The organism is Chromohalobacter sp. 11-W (assembly GCF_029889905.1).
Taxonomy (GTDB): Bacteria; Pseudomonadota; Gammaproteobacteria; order Pseudomonadales; family Halomonadaceae; genus Chromohalobacter.
The window spans coordinates 498,099-521,809 of sequence record NZ_JARANZ010000001.1; the positions used below are offsets into that span (position 1 = coordinate 498,099).

The 23,711-nt window shown below is 62.7% G+C and carries 23 protein-coding genes; 21 read left to right on the plus strand and 2 right to left on the minus strand.

Translation table 11 applies throughout. From position 1 onward, the window contains the following. Positions 1-4 precede the first annotated feature (4 nt). The 13 genes from OP494_RS02200 to OP494_RS02260 all read left to right on the plus strand — a co-directional run bounded on the left by OP494_RS02200 (position 5) and on the right by OP494_RS02260 (position 12,554). Complete coding sequence (locus OP494_RS02200) at positions 5-274, plus strand: hypothetical protein (protein ID WP_178999462.1); 270 nt, start codon at positions 5-7, stop codon at positions 272-274. A 117-nt stretch (positions 275-391) separates the two neighbouring features. After that, positions 392-550 (plus strand): YqaE/Pmp3 family membrane protein, encoded by a 159-nt coding sequence (locus OP494_RS02205; RefSeq protein ID WP_040244018.1) that lies wholly within the window; start codon positions 392-394, stop codon positions 548-550. Positions 551-711: 161 nt separating this feature from the next. Further along, positions 712-2,511 (plus strand): hypothetical protein, encoded by a 1,800-nt coding sequence (locus OP494_RS02210; protein ID WP_280539106.1) that lies wholly within the window; start codon positions 712-714, stop codon positions 2,509-2,511. Between the two features lie 55 nt (positions 2,512-2,566). Continuing rightward, positions 2,567-3,493 (plus strand): tRNA pseudouridine(38-40) synthase TruA, encoded by a 927-nt coding sequence (gene truA / locus OP494_RS02215; protein WP_280539107.1) that lies wholly within the window; start codon positions 2,567-2,569, stop codon positions 3,491-3,493. Further along, entirely contained in the window at positions 3,490-4,125 is a 636-nt protein-coding gene (locus tag OP494_RS02220) for a phosphoribosylanthranilate isomerase (RefSeq protein WP_280539108.1), read from the plus strand. The genes truA and OP494_RS02220 overlap by 4 nt, the downstream gene beginning before the upstream one ends. Before the next feature lie 11 nt (positions 4,126-4,136). After that, on the plus strand, positions 4,137-5,351 hold the full coding sequence (trpB, locus tag OP494_RS02225; RefSeq protein WP_280539109.1) for a tryptophan synthase subunit beta: 1,215 nt from the start codon (positions 4,137-4,139) through the stop codon (positions 5,349-5,351). A gap of 8 nt (positions 5,352-5,359) precedes the next feature. Further along, positions 5,360-6,163 (plus strand): tryptophan synthase subunit alpha, encoded by an 804-nt coding sequence (gene trpA, locus OP494_RS02230; protein WP_280539182.1) that lies wholly within the window; start codon positions 5,360-5,362, stop codon positions 6,161-6,163. Positions 6,164-6,253: 90 nt separating this feature from the next. Continuing rightward, on the plus strand, positions 6,254-7,186 hold the full coding sequence (accD, locus tag OP494_RS02235; RefSeq protein ID WP_280539110.1) for an acetyl-CoA carboxylase, carboxyltransferase subunit beta: 933 nt from the start codon (positions 6,254-6,256) through the stop codon (positions 7,184-7,186). Next, on the plus strand, positions 7,187-8,488 hold the full coding sequence (gene folC / locus OP494_RS02240) for a bifunctional tetrahydrofolate synthase/dihydrofolate synthase (RefSeq protein ID WP_280539111.1): 1,302 nt from the start codon (positions 7,187-7,189) through the stop codon (positions 8,486-8,488). Continuing rightward, the gene (locus tag OP494_RS02245) at positions 8,485-9,147 is read left to right on the plus strand and encodes an SPOR domain-containing protein (RefSeq protein ID WP_280539112.1); all 663 of its coding nucleotides are present in this window, start codon (positions 8,485-8,487) and stop codon (positions 9,145-9,147) included. The genes folC and OP494_RS02245 overlap by 4 nt, the downstream gene beginning before the upstream one ends. Further along, complete coding sequence (locus OP494_RS02250) at positions 9,147-9,743, plus strand: CvpA family protein (RefSeq protein WP_280539113.1); 597 nt, start codon at positions 9,147-9,149, stop codon at positions 9,741-9,743. Before OP494_RS02245 ends, OP494_RS02250 begins: the two co-directional genes overlap by 1 nt. Positions 9,744-9,831: 88 nt before the next feature. Beyond that, positions 9,832-11,352, plus strand: a complete 1,521-nt coding sequence (gene purF, locus OP494_RS02255) for an amidophosphoribosyltransferase (protein WP_280539114.1) — start codon at positions 9,832-9,834, stop codon at positions 11,350-11,352. Between the two features lie 11 nt (positions 11,353-11,363). Further along, the gene (locus tag OP494_RS02260) at positions 11,364-12,554 is read left to right on the plus strand and encodes an O-succinylhomoserine sulfhydrylase (protein ID WP_280539115.1); all 1,191 of its coding nucleotides are present in this window, start codon (positions 11,364-11,366) and stop codon (positions 12,552-12,554) included. Positions 12,555-12,643: 89 nt separating this feature from the next. Here the strand turns inward: OP494_RS02260 and rsgA are convergent, their stop codons facing one another. Further along, positions 12,644-13,675: a small ribosomal subunit biogenesis GTPase RsgA gene (gene rsgA / locus OP494_RS02265; protein ID WP_280539116.1), complete on the minus strand. Its 1,032-nt coding sequence runs from the start codon at positions 13,673-13,675 to the stop codon at positions 12,644-12,646. A gap of 86 nt (positions 13,676-13,761) precedes the next feature. On the opposite strand from rsgA, the gene orn reads away from it, so the two are divergent. Then, positions 13,762-14,325 carry an oligoribonuclease gene (gene orn / locus OP494_RS02270; RefSeq protein ID WP_280539117.1) on the plus strand — a complete coding sequence of 188 codons (564 nt, stop codon included), beginning with the start codon at positions 13,762-13,764 and terminating at the stop codon, positions 14,323-14,325. Between the two features lie 12 nt (positions 14,326-14,337). On the opposite strand, the gene queG is transcribed toward orn, so the two are convergent. Then, entirely contained in the window at positions 14,338-15,438 is a 1,101-nt protein-coding gene (gene queG / locus OP494_RS02275; RefSeq protein ID WP_280539118.1) for a tRNA epoxyqueuosine(34) reductase QueG, read from the minus strand. A gap of 94 nt (positions 15,439-15,532) precedes the next feature. Between queG and OP494_RS02280 the strand changes: the two genes are divergently transcribed. The 7 genes from OP494_RS02280 to hflX all read left to right on the plus strand — a co-directional run bounded on the left by OP494_RS02280 (position 15,533) and on the right by hflX (position 23,692). Continuing rightward, complete coding sequence (locus OP494_RS02280) at positions 15,533-17,041, plus strand: NAD(P)H-hydrate dehydratase (RefSeq protein WP_280539119.1); 1,509 nt, start codon at positions 15,533-15,535, stop codon at positions 17,039-17,041. A gap of 18 nt (positions 17,042-17,059) precedes the next feature. Beyond that, entirely contained in the window at positions 17,060-17,539 is a 480-nt protein-coding gene (gene tsaE, locus OP494_RS02285) for a tRNA (adenosine(37)-N6)-threonylcarbamoyltransferase complex ATPase subunit type 1 TsaE (RefSeq protein WP_280539120.1), read from the plus strand. 77 nt (positions 17,540-17,616) lie between these two features. After that, on the plus strand, positions 17,617-19,035 hold the full coding sequence (locus tag OP494_RS02290; RefSeq protein ID WP_280539183.1) for an N-acetylmuramoyl-L-alanine amidase: 1,419 nt from the start codon (positions 17,617-17,619) through the stop codon (positions 19,033-19,035). Between the two features lie 45 nt (positions 19,036-19,080). Further along, on the plus strand, positions 19,081-21,012 hold the full coding sequence (gene mutL / locus OP494_RS02295; RefSeq protein WP_280539184.1) for a DNA mismatch repair endonuclease MutL: 1,932 nt from the start codon (positions 19,081-19,083) through the stop codon (positions 21,010-21,012). A gap of 31 nt (positions 21,013-21,043) precedes the next feature. After that, positions 21,044-21,982 (plus strand): tRNA (adenosine(37)-N6)-dimethylallyltransferase MiaA, encoded by a 939-nt coding sequence (gene miaA / locus OP494_RS02300; RefSeq protein ID WP_280539121.1) that lies wholly within the window; start codon positions 21,044-21,046, stop codon positions 21,980-21,982. 124 nt (positions 21,983-22,106) lie between these two features. Then, the gene (gene hfq, locus OP494_RS02305; RefSeq protein ID WP_040243993.1) at positions 22,107-22,358 is read left to right on the plus strand and encodes an RNA chaperone Hfq; all 252 of its coding nucleotides are present in this window, start codon (positions 22,107-22,109) and stop codon (positions 22,356-22,358) included. Positions 22,359-22,372: 14 nt separating this feature from the next. After that, positions 22,373-23,692, plus strand: a complete 1,320-nt coding sequence (gene hflX / locus OP494_RS02310) for a ribosome rescue GTPase HflX (protein WP_280539122.1) — start codon at positions 22,373-22,375, stop codon at positions 23,690-23,692. Positions 23,693-23,711: the final 19 nt, after the last annotated feature.

Genomic DNA, 23,711 nt, shown 5'->3' on the forward strand with positions numbered 1-23,711 from the left:
CAACATGAACGCACGTGATTACTTGGCCAAGCAGGGAATCGGCCTCGATAAGGAAGAGGACAAGCCCACTACCCTCGAAGAGCAGGCCTGGGCACGCGCTCGGGGCGCGGCAAGCCAGCGCCCGCGCAGTGGTACCCCGCATGATTGGGAAGATTGGGAGCGTCACCACGAAACGCTGGCCTCGGGCGCCGATGAGGTGCGCCAGAAGATCGATCCCGACGCGCATTCGCATGCGCCGGGAGTCGAATATTGCGATCCTCGTGGCAAGCAATAGCCAGGCTATCGGGGCGTCATGCCCTTGCGTATCATGCTAGGCGGTGAATATCACCAGTGGGGCGCCCCACACTACTTTGAAAGACTCTGAAAGGACGCATTCACAAGGAGAGGATGTATGGACATTATCCGCATAATTCTGGCTATTTTGCTGCCGCCCCTGGGGGTTTTCCTGCAGGTCGGTTTCGGTCTGCATTTCTGGCTCAATATTCTGCTGACGTTGTTGGGGTATATTCCCGGCATCATTCACGCCGTTTGGATCATCGCCACGCGGTGACAGATGGGGCGCCCCTGAGAGGGCGCCCATGCTTGACTGCCATCTGAACGACGGGCCCGCTTAGGCGGGCCCGTCTTGTTTGGGCGAGGCCTGGTATGAGGTGGCTGGTTAAAAGATATGATAAAACTTCAGCCATCGTTGACGTCGTTCTTGAGGATTCCATGCTGCGCAAGATTGCTCTGGCATTGTGCCTAGTCGTGATGAGCCCCGTGGCACTAGGGGTAAGCGTGGGAGCGCCGCAGGTCACTTCTTATCTCAATCAGCCCTTGCGCGCCGAACTGACGCTCTCCGGTGTCGGCGATGTCGATCCTCAGCGACTCAAGGTGCGTCTGGCGGACGAGACTGCCTTCGAGACGGCGGGGCTGGATGATAAAGCGCTCGAGATGCCGCTGAATGTCGCTTTATCGCGCGATACCACACCGCCACGCGTCACGCTCAGCAGTCAGGCGCCGGTAGAGCGCGCGTATCTCGAATTATTGCTGGAGGTGTCATGGCCGCAAGGGCGTATCCAGCAGCCGGTGACATTGTTGCTCGACCCGGCTGGCTACGCCCTGGCGAGCTCTTCCGATGCGTCGCCGGCAGCCGCGGGCACGTCGACGCGGCAAGCCAATGCACCGACGACTTCTCGCGCGACTTCTCAGCCCCAACCTGAGACGTCGCAGGGCGTTGTCGGGACGGTTCGCGAGGGTGCCGAGAGCTCGCGTCCCGCACCGGATGCCGCTTCATCGCCGCCGCGCGCAGGAGAGTCTGATTCTCGACGTGCGGCCGAGCTAGAGGCGGCATTGCAAGCGCTGCGCGTGCGCATGGCCTACGTCGAGCGGGAACGTGATGCGCTGGCCGAGCGTCTAGAAGCACTCTCGGCGCTACCGCCGGTCGATGTGACCGGCGTGGCGGCGTTGCGGGCACAGACGGCATCCGCTACCCCGTCGGCATCGTCCGGCGAGCAGGCAGCGTCGCTCAGCGACGAGACGCCGCCAAACACTGCCCAGCGTGATGAAGCGTCGTCATCCTGGTTGGGACCATTGCAGGTGGTGTTGCTGATCGTACTGGCGGCATTGCTGGCGCTTTGGGGATGGCAGCGTTGGCGTACCGGTCGCGAAGCGACCTATCAGGATGTGGCGGCGCGGCTGGGGACGACGCAGCCTACCGCCAAGGCGCGTCCGATCCTGAGTGACGATGATGTACCCGAAACGGCCACCATCGACGAGGCCGATATTTATATCGCCTATGGACGTTATACCCAGGCGCGTGAATGGCTACAGGCGCGTCTGGCGGCACAGGAAAATGCCGAGTTGCGCCTCAAATTGCTGTCGGTGTTGGGTGAACTGGGCGAGCTCAATGCGTTGGAGGAAGAGGCCGCGCGCTTCGCGTCGTCGGTCAGTGATGAAACGCACCGTGAGGCTGAGGCCTTGGTGACGCATTATCGTCAAGTCGTCGCCACGCAAGCCGCCAGCGCGCCGCATGAACCGATTGCGTCTTCCTCCGACATGGACGCGCTATTCGAAGGTGCCTCGGTGCCTGCCGACAACGCGAAGCCCGAGACGCCGCATGATGAGTCGGATGAGGATGCGGAGGCGGTAACGCCGGCCGCACGTCCCGATGAGGAAGCCGCGCCGCTCGAGTTCGAGCCGCCCGAGGTTCCCGGTGCGCCCACGCGCCTGGATTATCAGTTGCCCGAGGTGGAACCCTCGACGGAGGCCGATTCGTACGATGAGTCAGGTGAGTCATCACATGATGTTGCGCGTTGGGAGGTCGAGGAAGTGGCGTTCGAACCCTCGCATCTGGATAATGGGCGCGCCGTCGAGGCGCCAGCCGACGCGCTGGAGAAGGCGCGGGATTTGCTGGCCGCCGAAGGCGAAACCACGCAGGCCAAGGCGTTGCTGCAAGTTGCTGCACGCGCCGAGGACGATGGCGTGGCGCGCGAGGCCAGGGAGCTGATGCGTGAATACGACGGCGTCTGAGCGCTATACGCAGACGTTTGCACGACATACCCCAGACTCAACGTGACGGATATCGATGGCCTTCTTCGAATTCCAGGATGACCGCCAGCCGCTGGAAGGGCGCATTGCACTCGGTGTCGAGTACGATGGCAGTGCGTACTGTGGTTGGCAGCGCCTCACACAAGCGCCTTCGGTGCAGGCAGCGCTGGAAACGGCGCTTTCGAAGATTGCCAATACGCCGGTGCAAGCGCTGTGCAGCGGGCGCACCGATACCGGTGTGCATGCCACGCGCCAGGTGGTGCACTTCGATGCACCGGTGTCCCGCACACAAAAAGCCTGGCTGTTCGGCACCAATGCCAAATTGCCGCGCGATATTGCGGTGCGCTGGGTGGTGCCGGTCGCCGATGATTTTCATGCGCGGCTCTCGGCCTTGGCGCGGCGCTACCGTTACGTGATTCTCAATCAGCCATCGCGGCCGGTGCTCGAGCGCGCCAATGCGACCTGGTGCCGTGAGCCACTGGACGCCGAGCGCATGCATACCGCCGCCCAGGCGTTGATCGGCGAGCAAGATTTTTCGAGTTTCCGCGCCGCGGGCTGCCAGTCGAAAAGCACCCATCGCCATGTGCACTTCATCGAGGTGCGGCGTTATGGGCCGATGATCGTCATCGACATTCAGGCCAACGCGTTCTTGCATCACATGATCCGCAATATCGCCGGCGCACTGGTGGCGGTCGGGCGCGGCGATCACCCGACGACCTATCCTGGCGAGTTGTTGGCGCTGCGCGACCGAACGCAGGGCAATGTCACGGCGCCGGGTTGCGGGCTGCACTTCGTCGACGTGTACTACGATGAGCGCTTCGAATTGCCACAAGAGCCACTTGGCCCGAATTTGCTGGCGTTCGTCGGGGAATGGAGCGGCGAGCGCACGCTGCCGGATAGCGAGTGGGCGCGTGCGCGTCGCCAGCGCCGCGTCTATCCACCGCGTCGGGAGGTGTCGTCATGAAGACGCCGATGCAGCGAACTCGCGTCAAGATATGCGGCCTGACGCGTGAGGAAGACATCGAAGCGGCTGTGGCAGCGGGCGCCGATGCGCTGGGCTTCGTGATGTGGCCTGGCAGCGTGCGGGCGATCGACGAAGCGCGCCTGGCGCGGCTAGCGGCGTGCGTGCCGCCCTTCGTGACACGCGTGGGGTTGTTCGTCGACCAGCCGCTGGACGAGATTCGGCGTTGCGCGCGGCATCTTGATTTGGTGCAGTTGCATGGTGACGAGACCGCCGAGGCGTGTGCGCATCTGGATCTCCCTTGGATCAAGGCCTTGCGCATGCGCGACGGACTCGACTTGCACGCTGAGGCTGTGCGTTATGCCGGCGCGCGCGGCCTGCTGCTGGACGCCTATCGCCCCGGCATGCCGGGAGGGACGGGCGAGACCTTCGACTGGTCGCGAATCCCCGCAAACCTGGCAAAACCTGTTATTCTCGCAGGAGGCTTGACGGCAGCCAATGTTGCCGAAGCCATTCAGCGGGTGCGGCCCTACGCCGTCGATGTCTCGGGAGGCGTCGAGGCGGCCAAGGGCATCAAGGATCCCGCGAGCATCCGGGCATTTCTGTCCCAAGTGTCCCATACCCAAGCCCCATAGAGGTGTCATTCGTGACCAAGTTCAGCGACCTGACCCGACTGCCGGACGCCCAAGGCCATTTTGGCCCTTACGGTGGCCGGTTCGTCTCGGAGACTCTGAGCTTCGCCCTGGAAGAGTTGGAGAAGGTTTACATGAGCCTTCGTGACGATGCCGATTTCCAGGCCGAATTCGACCGTGATCTGGCCCATTATGTGGGCCGCCCGTCTCCGCTGTACCACGCTGAACGATGGTCCGAGAAGATCGGTGGTGCGCAGATCTGGCTCAAGCGCGAAGATCTCAACCACACCGGCGCCCACAAGGTGAACAACACCATCGGCCAGGCGTTGCTCGCCAAGAAGAGCGGCAAGCCGCGCGTCATCGCCGAGACCGGTGCCGGCCAGCATGGCGTGGCCACCGCCACCGTGGCGGCGCGACTAGGCCTCAAGTGCGAGATCTACATGGGTGCCGAGGACGTCGAGCGCCAAAAGCTCAACGTCTATCGCATGCGTCTGCTGGGGGCCGAAGTGCACCCGGTCGAGTCCGGGTCGCGTACCCTCAAGGACGCCATGAACGAGGCGCTGCGCGACTGGGTGACCAATGTCGACGATACCTTCTACATCATCGGCACCGTGGCCGGGCCGCATCCCTATCCCGCCATGGTTCGCGATTTCACCGCGGTGATCGGTCGCGAGGCGCGCGAGCAGAGCTTGGCGCAGATCGGTCGCCTGCCCGATGCCCTGGTGGCCTGCGTAGGGGGCGGCTCCAACGCCATCGGCCTTTTCTATCCGTTCCTCGAGGATGAAGACGTGGCCATGGTCGGCGTCGAGGCCGGTGGCGACGGTGTCGAAACTGGGCGCCACGCCGCACCGTTGACGGCCAATGCGCCCAGCGGTGTGCTACATGGCAATCGGACTTACCTGATGTCCGACGCGAGTGGCCAGGTGTCGGATACGCACTCGATCTCCGCCGGTCTCGATTATCCTGGCGTCGGCCCCGAGCACGCACTGTGGAAGGACGTCGGTCGCGTCAGCTACGTGGCCGCCAACGACGATGCGGTGCTCGAGGCGTTTCGTGAGTTGACCCGCGTCGAGGGCATCATGCCCGCGCTGGAATCGGCTCATGCGCTGGCCCATGCCAAGGTGATGGCGGCCTCCATGCGCCCCGATCAGCACATCGTCGTCAATCTTTCCGGGCGTGGTGACAAGGACATTCACACGGTGGCCAAGCTCGACGGCCTGGAATTTTGAGCATGACTATGAATCGTATCGATCAACGTTTTGCGGCGCTCAAGGCTCAGTCGCGCCGCGCCTTGATTCCGTATATCACTGCCGGTGACCCCGCGCCGCAGTATACCGTCGGCTTCATGCACGCCTGCGTCGAGGCGGGCGCCGATGTGCTGGAATTGGGCGTGCCGTTTTCCGATCCCATGGCCGATGGCCCGGTGATCCAGAAAGCTTGCGAGCGCGCGCTCAAGCATGGGACGCGTCTGGCCGATGTGCTCGACATGGTCGCGTCGTTTCGCGAGACCGACTCGACAACGCCGGTGGTGTTGATGGGATATCTCAATCCCATCGAGCGCATGGGCTACGAAGCGTTCGTACGGCGCGCGCGGGACGCGGGCGTCGACGGCGTGCTGATGGTCGACATGCCGCCTGAAGAAGCCACGGCGATAGCGCCATTGTTTGCCGAGTATGGTCTGCAGTCGATCTTCCTGCTGGCCCCTACCACCTCGTCCACCCGGGCAGCTACAATATGTGCGCACGGCGAGGGTTATTTGTACTATGTATCACTCAAGGGTGTGACTGGTGCCGCGTCGTTGGATGTTGAAGCCGTGGCGCGGCAGTTGGCGCCGCTACGCGAGATGACCGATTTGCCGTTATGTGTCGGCTTCGGCATTCGTGATGGCGAGACCGCTGCGGCGGTCGGCCGGGTAGCCGATGGCGTCATCGTCGGCAGTGCATTGGTGTCGCGTATCGCCGAAAACGCCGAACGCCCCGAGGCCATACCAGCGGCGCTCAAGGCTGTGCTTGGCGACATGCGCGATGCGCTGGATCGCTGAGCCGGTCATGCGAGCCCCTATTATTCGCTGCATTGGGCCACGGACGTGGCTCGATGCGTCAGACAAGCAACACGGAAGCGTCTCAGAACCATGAGCTGGCTAGACAAAATTGTGCCGTCGATGAGCCGTACCCAGCGAACCGATCGCCGGAAAAGCGTGCCGGATGGCCTGTGGCGTAAGTGCCCCAATTGCGAGGCGGTGCTCTATCTTCCCGAGCTGGAGCGCCATCAAAGCGTGTGTCCCAAGTGCGATCACCATCTGCGCCTGACGGCACGCAAACGACTCAACTGGTTCCTGGATACGGAAGGTCGCGAGGAAATCGCTGCCGACCTGCAGCCCAGTGATCGCCTCAAATTCCGCGACTCCAAGAAGTACAAGGATCGTTTGGCGGCGGCCCAGAAAGCCACCGACGAAAACGATGCCTTGATTGCCATGCGCGGTAAGCTCGATGGCTTGCCAGTAGTCGCGGTGGCGTTCGAGTTCAGCTTCATGGGCGGCTCCATGGGGGCCGTGGTGGGCGAGAAGTTCGTGCGTGCCGCGACCCAAGCGCTGGAAGAAGGCGTACCGCTTGTCTGCTTCGCCGCATCCGGCGGTGCCCGCATGCAGGAAGCGCTTTTCTCGCTGATGCAGATGGCCAAGACATCCGCGGCCTTGGAAAAGCTCAAGCAGGCGGGTGTGCCCTACATGTCGGTGTTGACCGATCCTGTCTTCGGTGGGGTGTCCGCGTCGTTGGCGATGCTGGGCGATCTCAATATCGCCGAGCCCAACGCCTTGATCGGGTTCGCGGGGCCGCGTGTCATCGAGCAGACCGTGCGCGAGCAATTGCCGGAAGGCTTCCAGCGCAGCGAGTTCCTGCTCGAACACGGCACCGTGGACATGATCGTGCATCGTCATGACATGCGAGAGCGTCTGGGCGGTGTTATGCGCAAGCTGACCCATCAGTCGCGTCTCGGCCAGGACAGCGAGGCCGATGAGGCGCCGGCCCAAAGTACACTGGACGAGTTCTCCCAGGCCGATCACTGAATGTCTGACACGACCACTCTGGAGGCTTGGCTGGCGCACCTCGAGCGCCAGCATCCTGTGGCCATCGACCTGGGCCTCGAGCGGGTCACTGCGGTTGCCACGCGCCTGGGACTCAATGCCAGAGCGCTGGCGGGACGTATCATTACCGTGGCCGGCACCAACGGCAAGGGTTCGACCGTGGCCATGCTCGATGCGCTGGCACGTGAGCATGGCTGGCGCAGCGCCGCTTATACATCACCGCATCTACAGCGTTACAACGAACGCCTGTGCTTCGATGGACAAGAGGTCGAGGATGCCGCCTTGGTCGAGGCCTTTGAGGCCGTCGACGCGGCGCGCCTTGCGGGTGAAGAGATCAGCCTTACCTACTTCGAAGTCGGCACCTTGGCCGCCTTGTGGTTGATTATGCGCCAGCAACCAGACATCGCGTTGCTCGAAGTGGGGCTAGGCGGCCGGTTGGACGCAGTCAACGTCATCGATCCGGACGTGGCGGTGGTCACCACCGTGGCTCAAGATCACGCCGCCTTTCTGGGCACTCATCTCGAGACCATCGGCCAGGAAAAGGCCGGCATCATGCGTCCGGGTCGCCCGGCAGTGCTAGGTAGTACCGCCTTGCCGGCGAGTGTGCGCCAGTATGCCGAGAGTCTGGCGGCGCCGGTCTTCGCGTTGGACGAGCGTTTCGACTGGCAAGCCACAGCCGATGGCTGGCAGTGGCAGGGCGAAACCGCCACCGGCGAGGCCCTGAGTCTGCGTGCGCTTCCCGATCCCCACCTGCCATTGGACAATGCCGCGACGGCATTACAAGCATTGGCGCTGGCCGGCATTTCCCTGGAGGGGGCGGCATGCCAGCGGGCTTTTGACCGAGCCGTACTGCCTGGGCGACTGCAATGGCAGGGCCCCTGGTGTCTGGATGTCGGTCATAATCCGCATGCCGCCGCCTATGTCGCTACTGCCTTGGCGCAGCGCCCGCCGCGCGGGCGGCGTCTTTGTCTTCTGGGCATGCTGGCGGATAAGGATGCCAAGGGTGTGATCGAGGCGTTGGCGCCGCAGATCGATGCCTGGGTCGCGGTATCATTGAGCGGTGATCGCGCGCGCGATGCCGAGCAGTTGGCCGCTTTTCTGAAGACATGCGACGCTCAGGTGCTGCATTGCGCCGCGTCGCCGGATGCTGGCGTGCGCTGGTTGCACACCAATATGGACAATGGCGACGAGGCGCTGGTCTGCGGCTCGTTCTGGACCGTCGCCGAGGCTTTGACCACCCTTGAATCACTCGGGGTCGTGGCGAGCCCAAGGAGTGTGTCATGAAATATGGAATGCGTGAGCGCATCAGTGGCGCGATCATCCTCGTCGCGTTGGCAGTGATTTTCCTACCCATGCTGCTCGATGAGCCGACTCCGCGGAGCGAGCGTCCCGAGCCGGTACTGACCATCGAGCAGCCGATTCCTGTGGATCAGCGCGATGTCGACTCTCCCGCGCCGCCCGCCAATCTCGAGGAAGACGCCGGCAATGACCAGGTCGTCGAGCCGGCGACCGGCGCCCAGCTCGGTCAATCCGATGTCGATTCTTCTTCGCAGCCTGCTTCTTCTCAGCCAGCGGCCTCCAATGACGGCGAGGCATCCGGCGAGGAGAGATCCACGAACGACGATCCCATTGCCGCCATTGCCGAGCAATCTGCATCGTCGCAAGCGCAAGAGGATGATACCGACGGGGCGCCAGCGACGTCCGAGGTGCAAGACGGCTGGGCGGTTCAAGTCGGGAGTTTCGGGCAACCGGACAATGCCTCACGGCTCGTCGAAAAGCTCACGTCACAAGGGTTCGATGCCTACCAGCGCCCGCGGGACAATGACTTGACGACGGTGTACGTCGGTCCGTTCGGAACCTCCGATGAAGGTGAGCGCGTGCGCACCGAGCTCAAGGAAGACGCCAATATCCAGGGACTGTTGATTCGCGTGCAGGAGGAGTGATGACGCTGACCTGGCTCGACTGGGCCTTCCTGGCGGTATTGACCGTCTCCATGCTGGCCGGTTTCATGCGGGGTCTGGTGCGCGAAGCGTTGGGACTGGCGGCCTGGGTAGCGGCATTGTTGGGCGCGCGGATGTTCGCCCCGGCGGTAGCCGAGATGATGGCGCCCTATATCGATCATCCCGAGATTCGCCTGGTGCTGGGCTTCGTGCTGGTCATTTTCGTCATCGTCATGCTCTGCGGGTTTTTGATCCGCATGATCAACGCCGCCATCGAATGGGTCGGCATGGGATTCTTCAATCGTGTGGCCGGCGCGACGTTCGGCGCTGCGCGCGGTGCCTTGATCCTGGTGCTGGCGACGGTCATCTTGACGTTGACGCCCTTGTCAGGGATCGCCGCATGGCAGAATGCGCAGTTGCGTCCGGCCTTCGAGCAATTGCGCGACTGGTCGGTGGACCGCCTGGAGGCGTGGGAAATCGACACCTCGGGTGCCGAACGTGCCTTGCGTGACACGGGGCGTGAGGCGGCTGGCCAAGTGCTGGAAACGTCGCCCGAGGCACCTGCATCGAACGCATCATCGGATACGACGGCGCCCTGAAGGCGTCTTGATGCGTGACAGGCTTTAACCGCGAACGGCATTCATCGCATGCCGTTCGCTACTCTCAAGGCAAGCGAGGAAAGGCACAATGTGCGGTATCGTGGGCCTCATGGCCAATCAGGCGGTCAATCAGTCGCTGTATGACGCGCTGACAGTGCTCCAACACCGTGGCCAGGATGCCGCCGGGATGATGACATGGCATGAGGGACGCTTCCTGCTGCGCAAGAGCAATGGCCTGGTGCGTGATGTGTTCCATACGCGCCACATGACGCGTCTGCGCGGCAATATGGGGATTGGGCATATTCGTTACCCGACTGCCGGTTCGTCGAGCGAAGCGGAGTCGCAGCCGTTTTATGTCAACTCGCCCTATGGTATCTCGCTGGCGCATAACGGCAATCTGACCAATTCCGAACAGCTCAAGCGTGAGCTGTTCTTTTCCGACCTGCGCCACATCAATACCAGCTCCGACTCGGAAGTTCTGCTCAACGTGTTCGCGCACGAGCTGGGCAAGCAGGGGCACGACCTCTCGCCAGATGACATCTTCGATGCCGTACGTCGCGTCCATCGTCGCTGCCAGGGCGGTTATGCTGCGGTTGCGTTCATCAATGGCTTCGGCATGGTGGCGTTTCGCGATCCCCACGGGATTCGACCGGTGGTCTACGGTACCCGCGACACGGAAGAAGGGCAGGAGGTGATGATTGCCTCCGAGTCGGTGGCACTGGATGTCGGCGGCTTCGAGCTGTGTCGTGACCTGGCACCGGGTGAGGCGATCTTCATCGAGACCGAGGGCAATCGGGTGCATACCCAGCAGTGTGTCGACCGCCCACAGTTGACGCCGTGTATCTTCGAACATGTCTATCTGGCGCGCCCCGACTCGATCCTCGATGGCGCCTATGTCTACGGCACGCGCATGGAGATGGGGCGCAAGCTGGGCGATCGCATCCAGCGTGACTGGCCGGAACATGACATCGACGTGGTAATCCCGATCCCCGATACCTCGCGGACCTCGGCGCTGGAGTTGGCCCAGCATCTGGGGGTGACGTATCGTGAAGGCTTCATGAAGAATCGCTATATCGGGCGGACCTTCATCATGCCCGGGCAGACGCAGCGCAAGAAATCGGTCCGTCAGAAGCTCAATGCCATCGACGTCGAGTTCGCCGGCAAGAACGTGCTGTTGGTCGACGATTCCATCGTGCGCGGTACCACGTGTAAACAGATCATCCAGATGGCCCGTGAGGCTGGTGCGCGCAAGGTTTATTTCGCCTCCGCCGCGCCGCCGGTGCGCTATCCCAACGTATACGGCATCGATATGCCGGTGGCATCGGAATTGATCGCACATGGGCGCAGCGAAGAGGAAGTCGGGGAACTGATTGGCGCCGATCGTATCGTCTATCAGCAACTCGAGGACCTCAAGGCGGCATGTCGCGAGGTCAACCCTTCGCTCGAGGAGTTCGACTGCTCGGTTTTCGATGGTGAGTACGTGACCGGCGATATCGATGCCGCCTATCTGGCCGATCTCGAGGCCGCACGTAGCGATATGGCCAAACATCAGGACAATACGGTACATGCCGTGGTCGACCTGCATAACGATGTCGAAGAAGAAGACTGAGGAGGTGGGACATGCATGACGATCATGACGACGCCTTCGCGCTCGACACGCTGGCGATCCGTGCCGGCCACGACCGCACGCACGAGCAGGAACATGGCGAGCCGATCTTCCCCACGTCGAGCTTCGTCTATGGCAGTGCCGCCGAGGCGGCACGCAAGTTCTCCGGTGAAGAACCGGGTAACATCTATTCGCGTTTCACCAATCCCACGGTGCGCACCTTCGAGCATCGCCTGGCGGCGCTCGAGGGGGGTGAGCAGTGCGTGGCGACCAGCTCCGGCATGGCGGCGATTCTCGCCACGGCGCTGGCCTTCCTGCAGGCCGGCGACGAAATCGTCGCCTCGCGTTCGTTGTTCGGTTCCACGGTCAGCCTGTTCGACAAGTATCTCGGCAAGCTAGGCATCGTGACCCGCTATGTGGAGCTGGGCGATTTGGACGCCTGGCAGGCCGCGATCACGCCGCAGACGCGCTTGCTGTTCGCCGAGACGCCTTCCAATCCGCTTTCCGAGGTCGTCGATATCGCCGCATTGGCTGATTTGGCGCATCGCCATGACGCCTGGCTCGCCATCGACAACTGCTTTCTGACTCCGGTGTTGCAGCGCCCGCTCGATCTGGGTGCCGACCTGGTGATTCATTCGGCGACCAAGTATCTGGACGGCCAGGGACGTGCCATCGGCGGTGCCGTGGTAGGGCCCGAGGAGATGCTCAAGGAATTGGTGGGTGTCGTGCGCACCTGCGGTCCCTGCATGAGTCCCTTCAATGCGTGGATCTTCCTCAAGGGGTTGGAAACCCTGTGGCTACGTATGAAGGCGCATTGCGAGAATACTCTGGCTCTAGCGGAGTGGCTGGAGGCGCAGCCGGAAATTGCCCGCGTGCATTACAGCGGCCTGGAAAGCCATCCGCAGCATGTGCTGGCCAAGCAGCAGCAAAGCGGCTTCGGTGCCGTGCTGGGCGTGGAGGTGAAGGGCGGTCGCGACGGCGCCTGGGCGCTTATCGATCATTCTCGCCTGATGTCGATCACCGGCAATCTAGGGGATGTGAAAACCACCGTCACGCACCCGGCGACGACGACGCATGCGCGCTTGAGTGACGAGCAGAAGGCCGCTGCGGGGATCAGTGAAGGCTTGGTGCGTATCGCCGTGGGCTTGGAAGCGCTGGACGACCTCAAGCGCGATATTCGACGTGGACTCGATACGCTCGGTTGAGCCGCCTTCCAGCCTGCCGGTGCGCTCGGTTGCCGTTCGCATGACGCCTCGCTCCCTTTTGGGGCGAGGCGTTTTTCATGGGGCGTTCTTCATGGAGAACGGTCGAGTTCCAGGCTATCGACGATGTGTCGGTAGCTATTGAACCGTGAAGCGAGAATGTCGCCGCGTTCCACGGCTTCACGCAAGGCGCACCCCGGTTCCTGGCGGTGGCGACAATCGCGGAACCGGCAGTGGCCCAGATAGGGCTGAAATTCGATGAAGCCGCGTTCCACGTCGCGCTCGTCAAGATGGCTGAGGCCGAATTCGCGAATGCCCGGCGAGTCGATCAGTTCGCCGCCCGCCGGTAGATGATAGAGCGTGGCCGTGGTGGTGGTGTGCGTGCCCTTGCGCGAGTCCACCGAGAGCGCACCGACGCGCAGTTGCCTATCGGGCAGCAGGCGGTCGATCAAGGATGACTTGCCGACCCCGCTTTGGCCCACGAACACCGAGGTGCGTTCGGTAAGGCAGGCATGCAGGGCATCGAGCCCGTTCTCGCATTGGGTGGAGGCGCTGACCACGCGATATCCCAACTCGCGATAGCGTGCCAGAAGAGTTCGCAGCTCGCCGCCTTCGTCGGGCAGCAGATCGGTCTTGTTGAGCACCAGCACCGGGGCAATGCCGGTGGCCTCGGCGGCGACGAGATAGCGGTCGATGAGATTGGGATGCGGTGCGGGCTCCACGGCGAAGACGATAAGAATCTGCGCGATATTGGCGGCCACGGGCTTGAGCTGGCCGCGCGCGTCGGGACGTTCGAGCACGCTACGGCGTGGCTGGCGCGCCACGACCACGCCACTGCCGTCGCTCGCCGTACGCCATACCACATCGTCGCCGGTGACCAGTCCCTCGAGATTGGCGCGCAGATGGCAACGGTGGCGCTGAAGGTCGCCGTGTTCATCCTCGGCCTCCACCTCCAGAGTGCGTCCGAAATGCGCGGTGACACGTCCCAGGCGCTCAGGTCCGTAATCGCCGGCCTCGAGTGCGGTGTCGTCGCGCTGGGTGCGGCGTTCGGCACGCTCGGCGCGCTGGGCTTGAATCTTTTCGACCCGCCAACGTTGCTGGCGGCTGAGTTTGCGTTTGCTCATGCGCTCTCGGGACAGGGTACAATGCCCGTTATTGTAGCGTTCATTGCGTCCCCTTGTCCCTAGGTGGCGCCCCGATGGAGACCCCCATGGCAAGTGACACTCCGCAAGCCCCGCGTAACGACCTGCTGATCTGGATCGACCTGGAAATGACCGGGCTCGACCCCACCTGTGAGCGTATCATCGAGGTGGCAACCTTGATCACCGATGGCGACCTGAATCTGATTGCCGAAGGGCCGGTGTTGGCGGTGCATCAGCCGGACGCGCTGCTCGAGGCGATGGACGAGTGGAACACGCGCACGCATGGCGCCTCGGGGCTGACGCAACGCGTCCGCGAGAGTGATATCGATACCGCCGAGGCCGAGCGCCAGACGCTGGCGTTTCTCAAGACCTATGTGACGCCCAACAGCTCACCCATGTGCGGCAACAGCGTGCACCAGGATCGTCGTTTCATGCTGCGGGAAATGCCCGAGCTGGCCGAGTTCTTCCATTACCGCAATCTCGATGTGTCGACGCTCAAGGAATTGGCCAAGCGCTGGAATCCGCAGGCCCTGGCCGGCTTCGAGAAGCGCAATACGCACCAGGCGCTGGACGATATCCGCGAGTCGTTGGCCGAGCTGGCGCATTATCGCAAGACATTTTTGCGCGTCTGAGCAGGCTGCTAGTTAGACTTCGACCTGGCTGACGATCAACTGCTCGCGCTTGTGGCGCTGCTGCTCGAGCCCCCAGCGCACGTGTTCGCGGACCAGATCAGAAGGGTAGGCTAGGCGTGCACGCAAGGCGCCTTCGACGCGTTCGCTCCAGGGCGCGTTGCCCAGGCCGACGGCAAGGTTGCGCAACCAGCGCTCGTAGCCGATGCGGCGAATCGCGCTGCCTTCGGTGCGCATCAGGAACTCTTCTTCGCTCCAGGCGAAGAGGCGGATGAGCGAGGCGCGGTCGAGGTCGTGGCGCGGTGCGAAGTCTTCTTCCTTCGAGGCACGCGTGAAGCGCGTAAAAGGGCATACCAACTGGCAGTCGTCGCAGCCGTATACCCGGTTACCCATCGCCTTGCGGTATTCTTCGGGGATCGAACCGGCGAGTTCGATGGTCAGATACGAGATGCAGCGCCGCGAGTCGATGACCTTGTCATCGACAATGGCGCCTGTAGGGCAAGCCGTCTGACAGCTCGAGCACTTCCCGCAATGCTCGCTCTCGAAGGGCGCGTCCATCGGTAGCGGCAGGTCGGTGTAAAGCTCGCCGAGAAAGAACAGCGAACCGGCCTGGGGGTTGAGCAGCATGGCATTCTTGCCGAACCAGCCGAGGCCGGCTTTCTGTGCCAGGGCGCGCTCCATGACCGGGGCCGAATCGACGAAGGCACGGTAGCCGTAAGCGCCAACTTCGTCCTCGATGCGCTTGGCCAGGGTCGCAAGGCGCTTGCGGATCAGCTTGTGGTAATCGCGTCCCAGCGCATAGCGTGAAACATAGGCGCGCTCGGGTTGTCCGAGGACCTTGGTGGTTTCCACCTCGGGGGGCAGGTAGTCCATGCGCACGCTGATGACGCGCAAGGTGCCGGGTATGAGCTCCTCGGGTCGCGTGCGCTTATGGCCATGTTTGGCCATGAAATGCATTTCGCCGTGGTAGCCGGCCGCGAGCCAACGCTCGAGATAGCGCTCATGCGCCTCGAGGTCGGTGTCGGTGATGCCAACCTGCTGGAAGCCGAGTTCGCGTCCCCAGGTATGGATGCGATCGGCCAGCGCGGCATAATCGATGGGCGAAGATGAGGACATGACGAGACCCCCGTGAAGCGAGGGCGCCACCCTAGCGCAATCGCTACGTGGAATAAATGCTTGTCGCCAGCGAGTGTGAGACAGGAGGCAATTCATGACAACGACATGCAGAGCACCGCATCCCTTGTATGGCGCTGCTCAGGTCCAGGCGCTGGACCGTCGCCTCATGGCCGAGGGAGTGGCAGGGTTCGAATTGATGCAGCGCGCCGCGCAGGCGGCGTATGCTGCCCTGCGCTTGCGCTGGCCGGAAGCGCATCGCTTGAGCATCTTGTGTGGCGGTGGCAATAACGCCGGCGATGGCTATGTGATGGCAGCCCTGGCGTCGGGCGATGGTCTCGACGTGCAGCTCGTCGCCTTGCGTGATCCCGCGACGCTGAGCGGTGACGCGGCTCGTGCTTACGAAATGGCCTGGCAGGCGGGGCTGGATGTCATCGAATGGCGCCCCGAGACGGTGATCAACGGCGATGTTGTGATCGATGCGCTGTTGGGTACCGGTGCGACGGGGGACGTTCGCGAACCGATGCGTACTGCCATCGAGACGCTCAATGCGGCGCCGCGCCCGGTGCTGGCGGTGGATATGCCTTCGGGGCTTTCGGCACAGACCGGGAGTATCGGCGGTGTGGCAGTAAAAGCCAGTCTGACCGTCACCTTCATCGCCGATAAATTTGGCTTGCACACCGGCGCCAGCGCGGATCATGTCGGCGATCTGCGTGTCGAGACGCTTGGGGTGACGCCCCAAGGGCATGATGATCTCGTGCCACTGGGGGAGCTGCAGGCGGCTGACATGTTGCAACAGGCTCTCCCGCCTCGATTGCGGGGGAGCCATAAGGGCGACTTCGGGCATGTGTTGGTGATCGGCGGCGCCGCCGGTTTCGGAGGCGCGACGTTGATGGCCAGCGAGGCCGCGCTGCGTAGCGGGGCGGGGAAGGTCAGTCTGGCGACTGATGCCGCGCATGTTGCGGCAAGTCTGGTGCGCAACCCGGAAGTCATGGCGCGCGGCGTGGGGAAGGCAGAGGACATTCGCGAGCTGCTCGATCAAGCCACTGTCCTGGTGGTTGGGCCGGGGCTTGGACGTCAGGCCTGGGGACACGCACTGTGGCAAGCTGCGCTCGCCGCAGGCGTGCCCAGCGTTCTCGACGCCGATGCGCTCAACTGGCTGGCTGAAGAAGCGCCTCGGCGCCGCGAGGACTGGGTGCTGACCCCGCATCCCGGCGAAGCCGCGCGCTTGCTGGGTGTGTCCGGCGCCGAGATTCAGGCCGACCGGCGCGCGGCGGCACTGGCGTTGCATGAGCGCTATGGGGGCAGTGTGGTGCTCAAGGGGGCGGGCACCCTCGTCGCCGACGCGCACGGCGTCGCCGTGTGTCCGTATGGTAACCCCGGCATGGCGAGTGGCGGCATGGGCGATGTGCTCTCCGGGATCATCGGGGCGTTGTTGGCACAGGGCCAAACGCCGGGCGAAGCGGCGCGGCATGGTGTTCTACTGCATGCCCTGGCCGCTGATGCAGCGGCGCGAGACGGGGGGGAGCGTGGTCTGGTTGCTACGGATCTGGCATCCTATGTGCGCGCGATTGCCAACCCACGGCCCTTTGATGCCATGCGATAACGCGAGATACCACGATAGATGCAACGCTTTCTGCCCAACGAAACCACCCATGTCGCTTTCGGTGAAGCGCTGGGGCATGCTCTGGATGGCCACGGCCAAGTACACCTCGAGGGTGAGCTGGGGGCCGGCAAAACGACGCTGACGCGTGGCATCTTGCGTGCCTATGGCCATGAGGGGGCCGTCAAGAGTCCCACTTATACCCTGGTGGAGCCCTACATGTTGCATGGGCTCTGCCTCTATCATTTCGACCTCTATCGATTGGGCGATCCCGAAGAACTCGAGTTCATGGGCGCACGCGACATGCTCGGTGAGGATGGCCTGAGCCTCATCGAATGGCCTTCTCGAGGTGCTGGATGGCTGCCCCGGGCCGATCTCGTAGTGCACTTGGCCCTGGAAGGTGAAGGCCGCCACGTCACGCTCGAAGGACTCAGTCCGCACGGCCAGGCCGTGATCGCCGCACTACACGCCACTCGTCAGGACAAGGAAATCGACGTTTGAAGCCGTTTCATGATAAGCCCTGGCAGACGCGATGCCACCTGAATGCCGTCCGGCATCTGATGAGCCTTGCCGTGCTGATGATGCTTGCGATAAGTCATGTGGCGCCTGTGCAGGCCGCCGACGTTGACGTCGACAATATCCGTCTCTGGGCGGCGCCCGATCATGTGCGCGTGGTCTTCGATTTGTCCGACGAGGTGGACAGTTCCGTGTTCAAGCTCGACGATCCGCGCCGGCTGGTCGTCGACTTGAAGGACGCGCAACTGGCCTTCGATCCGGACGATATCGACACGGGCGACAGTGCGATAGAGGCGTTGCGCACCGGGAGGCGCAACGGCGATGACTTGCGCGTGGTCTTCGACCTCAATAGGAAGATAGAGCCGCACCATTTCTTGTTGCCGCCCACCGATCAGTATAGTTACCGCCTCGTGGTCGATCTCGACTACCCGGGCGAGGGCGCGCTGGACGAGCCCGTCGACCCCATCGCAGCCATGATTCGCGATCAGGAAATGGATGCCGAGCGAGAGCTGATGCAGGCTGAGGCCGAAGGGACGTCTCCAAGCGTGGCGTTGGCCAAGCGCGACAGCCAAGCGAAACCTCATCCCAAGCGCGATATCATCGTGGCCGTCGACCCCGGCCATGGGGGCGAAGATCCGGGCGCGATCGGGCCTAGCGGTACGTACGAAAAAGACGTCGTCTTGGCCATCGCTCGCAAGCTCAAAGCACATATTAGTGCCACCTCGGGGTTCAAGGCCTTCCTGACGCGAGATAGCGATTACTACGTGGGCCTTCGCAAAAGGACGTTGCTGGCACGCGAGCAGAAAGCCGATTTCTTCGTCTCGGTGCATGCCGATGCGGTCAAGAGCCGAGGGCCCACCGGTAGCTCCGTCTATGCGCTGTCCAAGAACGGGGCTACCTCGGAGAGTGCGCGTTGGCTGGCCGAGACGGAAAACCGGTCCGACCTGATTGGCGGTGTCGATGGCAATCTCGATCTGTCTGACAAGGACGAAGTGCTGCGTGGTGTCTTGCTCGACCTGACCATGACCGCGACGATGAATGACTCTCTAAGCGTTGGCGGACAGGTGCTCGATAAACTGGGGCGCGTCAATCATCTGCATCGCTCACAAGTCGAGCAGGCGGGCTTCGTGGTGCTGAAGTCACCTGATATCCCGTCCTTGTTGGTCGAAACCGGGTTTATCTCCAATCCTGGCGAAGAAAAGAGGCTGCGCTCGTCGGCGTTTCAAGAGCAGATTGCGGATGCCATCGGCGACGGAATCATCGCGCATTTTCGCCGCCATCCACCGCCTAGCAGTCTGCTGGCCTGGCAGCGCGATCAGGGGCGGGGCGGCGGCCCTGGCGAATATCGCGTGCAAAGGGGCGATACCTTGTCTCAGGTGGCGGCGCGTCATGATGTGACGATGCTGGCTCTCAAGCAGGCCAACGATCTTAGCGGCGATATTCTGCGCGTGGGCCAAGTGTTGAAGATACCTCATTCTTGAGCGTCGACATGACGTGAGCCCTATGCGCGAGGCACAATGGCGGTTATGACTGAATCCCGACGCATTCATATTCTTGACCCCCGGCTCGCCAACCAGATCGCGGCCGGCGAGGTCGTCGAGCGACCCGCTTCGGTATTGAAGGAGTTGGCCGAAAACGCCATCGATGCCGGTAGCCAGCGTATTGAGATCGACCTCGAAGCTGGCGGCGCCCGCTTGATTCGTGTGCGTGACGATGGGCGTGGCATCGCCGAGGACGATCTGCCGCTGGCACTGTCACGGCATGCCACCAGCAAGATTGCCTCGCTGGACGATCTCGAAGGCGTAGATAGTCTCGGCTTTCGCGGCGAGGCGCTGGCCTCGATAAGTTCGGTCTCGCGCCTCGAGCTGGTTTCCAACACGCAGGATGAGCCGAGCGAGGGTTGGCGTGTGGTCGCCGAAGGGCGTCAGATGGAGCCGCGTGTTAGCCCTGCGCCACATCCGCGTGGCAGCTCGGTCGTGGTTCGCGACCTGTTCTTCAATACGCCCGCACGCCGCAAGTTCCTGCGTACCGAGAAGACCGAGTTCGGCCATGTCGAAGAGACGTTTCGGCGGCTGGTGCTATCGCGCTACGACATCGCCTGGGTGCTGCGGCACAATCAGAAGGTCGTGCACCAACTGCGGGCGGGTGATGAGCCGGCGGCGATGGAGCGACGTGTTGGGGCGCTGCTGGGTCGCAATTTCCTCGACAATGCCCTGCATGTGGATATCGAAGCGACCGGTTTACGCCTGTGGGGCTGGGTCGGGTTGCCGACGCATTCCCGAGCGCAGGCGGACCAGCAGTATTTCTTCGTCAATGGCCGCGTCGTGCGTGACCGGCTGGTCGCCCATGCCGTGCGTCAAGCCTATCGTGATGTGCTGTTTCACGGTCGCCATCCGGTTTTCGTGCTCTACCTGGAACTCGATCCGCACGTGGTCGATGTCAATGTGCATCCCACCAAGCATGAAGTCCGCTTTCGCGATGGACGTCTGGTGCACGACTTCCTGTTCTCGAGCCTACACCGTGCGCTGGCCGATGTGCGTCCCAACGAGGCCTCTTCGTCAGACGCGGCGACCGTGAGCGTTGGTAGCGCTGGTGATGAAACGCCGGCATCGGGAGCATCAGCGGCGGCTGTCGACGCGCAACCGCGCTGGCAACAACAGGGCATGGCACTGGGCGCCGATCAGGAACGCCCCGCTGCTCATCGTGTGCGCGAGTTCATGGCCGGTTACCAGGCACTGCATCCCGAGCATGAAGAACAGCTTTTGACGCCGCAGCCGCAGCGCAACGAGCCCGAGGCGCCGGAGACACATGCGCCCGGCGTCCAGGCGCAGGCGATGCCCGAGGCCGATGCGACCCAAGCGCCGCCATTGGGTTATGCGGTGGCGCAGTTGCATGGGGTCTATATCCTCTCGCAGACCGCACGCGGGCTGGTCGTGGTCGATATGCATGCCGCGCACGAGCGCATCACCTACGAGCGCATGAAGCAGCAAGTGCATGGTGACGGACAGGCCTTGGGGCGGTTGCAGACACAGCCGCTGCTGGTGCCGATGTCGCTGGCGGTCAGCACGCGCGAGGTGGAAACCGCCGAACGCGAACACGAGACTTTCGAGCGTCTGGGGGTCGAGCTGGACGTCGCCGGCCCGGAAACACTCCTCGTACGCCGAGTGCCAGTGCTGCTCGACAATGCCGATGTTGAATCGCTGATTCATGGCATGCTGGGCGATCTCGAGCGCTTCGGGCGGTCGGACAGAGTCGAAGCGCATATCAATGAATTGCTTGCCAGTATGTCGTGCCATGGCAGCGTGCGGGCCAACCGCCGGCTGACAGTGCCCGAGATGAATGCCTTGCTGCGCGACATGGAGCGCACCGAGCGCAGCGGGCAGTGCAATCACGGGCGGCCAACTTGGACCGAAATGTCGATGCACGAGCTGGATAAGCTGTTTCTCCGTGGCCAGTAAGGCTGGTCATTGACCGTTTTCAGGATTTTCGATGAACGATACGCGGCCACTGGCCATCCTCTTGATGGGCCCAACGGCGGCCGGCAAGACCGATTCGGCCATCGCCCTGCGCGAGCGCCTGGGCGGCGAACTAATCAGCGTCGACTCGGCGATGATCTATCGCGGCATGGACATCGGTACCGCGAAACCGTCGGCGGAAGAGTTGGCGCGGGCTCCACATCGCCTGATCGACATTCGCGACCCCGCCGAAACGTACTCCGCCGCTGAATTCCGCGAAGATGCTCTGACTGAGATGCGCGACATCTCGTCGCAGGGGCGTATCCCTATACTCGTGGGTGGCACCATGATGTACATCAAGCGTTTGATCGATGGTGTGGCGGAATTGCCTGCCCGCGACCCTGCGCTGCGCGATGAGTTGGCCCTGCGTGCCGAGCGCGAAGGACTGGAGGCGCTGCATGCAGAGCTCGCGCAGGTCGATCCAGTCGCCGCGAGAACCATCCATCCGCACAATCGGCAGCGCCTGTTGCGGGCACTGGAAGTGTATCGCCTCACTGGCCGGGCACTAGGCGAGCTCTGGGCCGAACAGCCCCGTGAAACCTTTCCTTGGCGTCTCGTGTCCATAGCGCTGGCTCCTACCGAACGCCGGGTGTTGCATGCACGTATCGCGCAGCGCTTCGAAAGCATGTTGGCGGGAGGCTTCCGCGAGGAAGTCGCCACGCTCAGGGCGCGTGGCGATTTGCATCGTGGGTTCCCCGCGATTCGCTGTGTCGGCTATCGTCAGATGTGGGAGCATTTGGATGGCGAGACCGATGAGGCCACGATGCGCGAGCGAGGCATGGCAGCGACGCGGCAACTCGCCAAGCGTCAGTTGACTTGGCTGCGCAATTGGCAAGGCGTGCAGTGGGTCGATAGCGAGGCGAGCGATATGCACGAGCAGGTATTGAAAATCGTGCGCGGAAGCGGCACTTAGCGTAAGATGACCGGTCACGACAACGCTTGGCGAGTAGCGCCGCGAACGGCGGTGGCGACGCGAATGGCGGCTGTGACCCTTCGAAAACGACCATAAACCACAGCGAGAAGTTAGGGAGAGCAAAATGTCCAAAGGACAGTCCCTTCAAGATCCGTACTTGAACATTCTGCGCAAGGAGCGCATTCCGGTCTCCATCTTTTTGGTGAACGGTATTAAATTGCAGGGACAGGTCGAGTCTTTCGATCAATTCGTCATCCTGCTGCGCAATACCGTCAGCCAGATGGTGTACAAGCACGCCATTTCCACTGTCGTGCCATCCCGCAACGTGCGTCTTCCCGTCCAGGATCCGAATGCCCCGGCGGAAGAAGACGTTTGATCGAGAGGCGCTGATTGTTTTTCGAACGTCCCGACGCCGGTGAAACGGCGGTTCTCGTCCATGTGGATTTCCACGACGAACAGGAACGTGAAGACCCGGGAGAATTCCTGGAGTTGGTGCGTTCCTCGGGTGTGACGCCGGCGACCCTCATCGAGGGCAGTCGGCGTCGTCCCGACCCCAAGACATTTATCGGCAGCGGTAAGCTGGAGGAGATTCGCGAGATACGCGAACTTCACGGCGCCGAAGTCGTCATTTTCAATCATGCCTTGTCGCCTTCACAGGAGCGCAATCTGGAGCGCGCCCTGAAAAGTCGCGTGCTGGATCGCACGGGTTTGATACTGGATATATTCGCGCAGCGCGCGCGTACGCACGAAGGCAAGCTTCAGGTCGAGTTGGCACAGCTGGAGTACATGTCGACGCGCCTGGTGCGTGGCTGGACCCACCTGGAGCGCCAGAAAGGCGGGATCGGCTTGCGCGGTCCGGGGGAAACGCAGCTCGAGACCGACCGCCGCTTGTTGGGTGGGCGTATCAAGGCGATTCACAAGCGGTTGGAGAAGGTCCGCACCCAGCGCGACCAGAATCGCCGTGCGCGGGCGCGTGCCGAGATCCCCAGCGTTTCCTTGGTGGGCTATACCAATGCCGGTAAGTCGACGCTGTTCAATGCCTTGACCAAGTCGGATGTGTACGCCGCCGACCAGCTGTTCGCCACGCTCGATCCGACGCTGCGTCGCATCGACGTGGAGGATGTCGGGCCGGTGGTCATGGCTGATACCGTGGGTTTCATCCGCCATCTGCCGCACAAGCTGGTGGAGGCGTTTCGTGCCACCTTGCAAGAAGCGACCGAGGCCTCGTTGTTGGTGCATGTCATCGATGCGGCGGACCCGGATCGCGATTTCAACGTGGCACAGGTCGATGAGGTGCTCGAGGAAATCGGTGCCGCCGAGGTGCCACGGCTGCTGGTCATGAACAAGATCGACATATTGGACAGCGCCCCACGTCTTGAGCGTGACGGACACGGGCGTCCACAGGTCGTGTGGCTATCGGCGCGTGATGCACGCGGCTTTGAATTGCTGCATCAAGCACTCGGCGAGCTGCTGGCTGAAGAGCTGCTCGAGACGAGTTTGACGTTGGAGCCCGAACAGGGAAGATTGCGGGCATCGCTGCATGCGTTGAATGCCGTGCAGCAAGAACAATTTGACGAGCAGGGCCGAATCCTGCTGGATATCCGTCTGCCTAGACGCGATTTCTTTCAGCTGATGGCCCGTCTCGACGAAAACGCAGCACACTATTTGCCGCCGGGAGCCCTCGATCGCCCGGAGTGGGAGCGCCACTGACAGTGCCCGTCACTGGCGT